This is a genomic window from thiotrophic endosymbiont of Bathymodiolus puteoserpentis (Logatchev), from assembly GCF_900127505.1.
Classification (GTDB): Bacteria; Pseudomonadota; Gammaproteobacteria; order PS1; family Pseudothioglobaceae; genus Thiodubiliella.
On the sequence record NZ_UEXF01000024.1, the window covers coordinates 1 to 3,474 of the forward strand.

Genomic DNA, 3,474 nt, shown 5'->3' on the forward strand with positions numbered 1-3,474 from the left:
TTTGTTTCTAAGGAATTTTTAGAATTTATATACTTCTTTAAAATTTCAACTTTCTGCATATCCAAATCACTTGTTTCTTGCATAATCATGCCACGCATAACAACTATGTCTTGAAATTTTTTAATGGTTAAATCAATTAGTTTTTTAGTTTTCTCAACAACCTCTGCTTCATGGTTTGCTATTGTTTCTAAAAAAGAAATTCTATCCAATTTTTGGGTATCTTTTAAGTCGGCTCCTGCTGTATAAAATAAAATTTCGGTAAAAATAGATTCTTCTCGTATCTTTTCAACCACTTCATCGCCATTTAAACCATCCATATGATAATCGGTGAGAATTAAATCATAAGTTTCATCTAATGCACTAAAAAAATCTTCTGATTTGTCTTTAGTATCAATTGTTGTATCAAATCCTTGATTAGTAATATATTTTTCAATCTCATCAATGTGCTCATCTTCAATAAATGCTTCAATATTATCATCTAACCATAAAATCTTATATTCCAATTTCATTTTCTAATCCTTATATGAAAAGTAGTCTCTTCTCCCTTGTCCGATTTAACGCTAATATCAGCATTATGCATATCGCTAATTGTTTTTTTAATACTACTTAACCCTATTCCAGAACCATTAGTTGTCGTAAATCCAAAATCAAATATTTTATCAATATTTTCTTCTTGGATACCATCACCATCATCGATAACAAGCATATTAAAAACATCATTTTTAACATCAAGTTTAAAATATACATTTTTTGCATTAGCTTTTTTAGAATTTTGAATAAAGTTATCAATCAGTGTCGTGATTTCTAGTGGCCTTATTCTTACAACAAACTCATTACTTGATGTTGTTACACTGAGTTGTGTTTTTGACTTATCGATAATTTTCCCATTAGATAAATAAAGTTCTTCAATATATTCTTTTATAAAAGAAACTAAGTTCACTTTGATTTCTTTTGTTGTTAAATTAAAATTAGCTTTAGTCACAAAATTAGCAATAGAATTTACCTTGGTTGCCTCAGCAATAATAACGCTAATATATTTTTTCTGCTGTTCTGTAAGAGGAGCGTTAAAAGTTTTTAATAGTAATTTTGTATTTCTATTAATTCTACTTGAGGAATGTCTAATCTGATGCTGCAATCCTAATATCTGTTCTTTTTCTGTCCCAATTAATGAGCGTTGAAAAATATTTTGTTTCTTTTCAGTTTCTAAATTTTTACTTAATTGCTCAGTTCTCTGTTGTTCTTTGGTTATCTCTTTTTTTAAATTTTTGTTGCCTTGCTCTAGTTTCCTGATAATTTTTTGAGTTTCGTTTATTTTATCAATCAATTCTTGATTATTAACATCATGAGCAATCTTTGATAGCTTGGAGACTATAATTTCCGAAGGTTTTTGCTCATCAAAGAGATTGATAAAATTAGCGTCAAAATCTTTAATTTCAACTTTGTCTCTATTAACTAAATTAGTTATTATTTCAATAATCTTGCTTTGGCTAATTGTATTATCTAATATTGAAAAATCATCAGCATCACCATCCTTATTTCTAATGACCTCATCCAATGACCATTGAACACCAACCACATATTTTTCTAGCCTTTTTAAAGTTTTATCCCAAAATGCATTATATAACTCATTGTAGCCATTAGTTTCAATAAGCCCACTGTCTCTACTGGTTTTTTCTTTAAATTCATTAGAGTACTCATTAACATTAATACTGCCAATTAAGTTTCTAGTAGATAAATATCTACTATGTCCCTGTTGATGTCTTCTGTCAATATCCAGGCTATCATCATTTGGCTCACCGTAAGGATAGACCCTAAACCCATTGTTATATAACATGATATTACCAAAATTCACAGCTTTTACTTTCATTAATCTAGTAAAATTTGTTTTTGCTTTTGTATTTAAATACAAAAGTATTATGGATGTATTTTGTAAGTATTTATAATTATTTTCCTCTTCAACGCTATAAATTAAAGTCCCTCTATCTGTTAATTTTGATACGATATTTTCTTTTGTTATTGTGATTTCTAATTTAGTGGTTTTTAAGGTTAAAACACTTACTAAATCGTTGTTAATTGGTTCGCCAGAACTGCTATTTTGCTTTGTTATATAAATTTGAAAATTATTAGATTGCGTATTAACCTCAAAAGGGTTTATTAATTTACTTAAAGAGTTTTTTAAAATTTCTATCTTATCGTCATCCCATTTAGATTTAAGATTAGAAATTTCAAGAATCACACCATTGGTAAAGTCTTTATGTTTATCAGATGATAACTTTGTATGTTTTACACCAATATCAATAAATTCATCTTGAGAATTTTTTTCAAAATCTTGCCAATTTACATCTAACTGATGTGCATTATTTGCATTAACATTTTTAGCAATTAATTTTAAATTAGCGCCAATCTTATCCGCTGAAAATCTGCCAATTCCTTTTGCACCAGCAAAACCTCTTTTTAAATTAATTTTATTACGATAATTCTTATATCTATCATTAGACTTGAGATCTTCGTCTTCTTTATTGTCTTTTTTTGCAGAATAAGCAACAAATAGCCACTTATTTTTTAAGTCGCTCAGACTCATGCCTTTACCGTTATCCTTAATAGTAATTTTATTTTCTTCAAAAATTATATCTACTCTGGTTGCATGAGCATCGTAAGAATTTTTAACTAATTCAAATATTGCAACTTGATCATTAACAATCAAATCTTGCCCAATAATATTTTTTAATTCGGAACTAATTCTAAATTCCATTACAGCATTTCCTTTAAGGCAAGCCCTGCTTGTTCGCTAAACAATGGTGGAATGGCGTTACCAATTTGAGTGTATCTAGGAACATCAACCTTTCTTCTATCCCCACCTGTCGTGTACTTTCCTTTAAACTCATAACTATCTGGAAAAGACTGAATACGCGCATATTCTCTAACTGTCAATATCCTAGGTTCACAGTAATGAATATAATCATCTGGTAGTGTAGTTAGCGTTGGTGTGCAAGATTTTTCACATAAAGGGACAATAGTGTGTTTTTTTAGATTGTATTTCTTTTTTAACTCATCACTTATGGTCAAGTTAGCTACAGAATTATCTAGAATATATTGGAAGCGCTCAACGGTATCAGGTCTATGTCGTGCAAACCTGTGACTATCAGCAACCTTATTTGTTAAGGACTCTCCTTGTCGCATTAACTTTTGATAATTACTCTTTGGCTTTGAATAAATACCCGCTTGAAAACTTTTGGTGTCTGGAGACACTTGTGTCCCATTCTTTTTGACTAAATCAGATATCGCATCACTTAAAGATGTTTTATCTGTTATTTTTTTAGATTTAAAAAATTCTGCTCTATTTTTTACAATAAAATCAAAAAAAGTTTGGGCTCTTTTCCCTTTAGTTGCAACCAGAATAAACCTTTGTCGTTTTTGTGGGACGCCAAATTCAGAGAAATTAACAATCTCACCATGGACATTATATCCAAGCCC

At 29.3% G+C, this 3,474-nt stretch carries 3 protein-coding genes; all 3 read right to left on the minus strand.

What is annotated here, in order from left to right:
• The coding region (locus BHECKSOX2_RS03600) for a response regulator (RefSeq protein WP_139682507.1) at positions 1–509 on the minus strand (509 nt) is incomplete at its 3' end.
• Entirely contained in the window at positions 506–2,752 is a 2,247-nt protein-coding gene (locus BHECKSOX2_RS03605; RefSeq protein WP_139682508.1) for a sensor histidine kinase, read from the minus strand. The genes BHECKSOX2_RS03600 and BHECKSOX2_RS03605, both read right to left, overlap by 4 nt.
• Positions 2,752–3,474, minus strand: a 723-nt coding sequence (locus tag BHECKSOX2_RS03610; RefSeq protein WP_139682509.1) for a DNA cytosine methyltransferase, incomplete at its 5' end; no start/stop codon positions are given. The genes BHECKSOX2_RS03610 and BHECKSOX2_RS03605, both read right to left, overlap by 1 nt.

Bases quoted from the DNA above. Each gene is read 5' to 3' on its own strand.
- BHECKSOX2_RS03605 (WP_139682508.1), bottom strand. From the start codon at position 2,752: ATGGAATTTAGAATTAGTTCCGAATTAAAAAATATTATTGGGCAAGAT.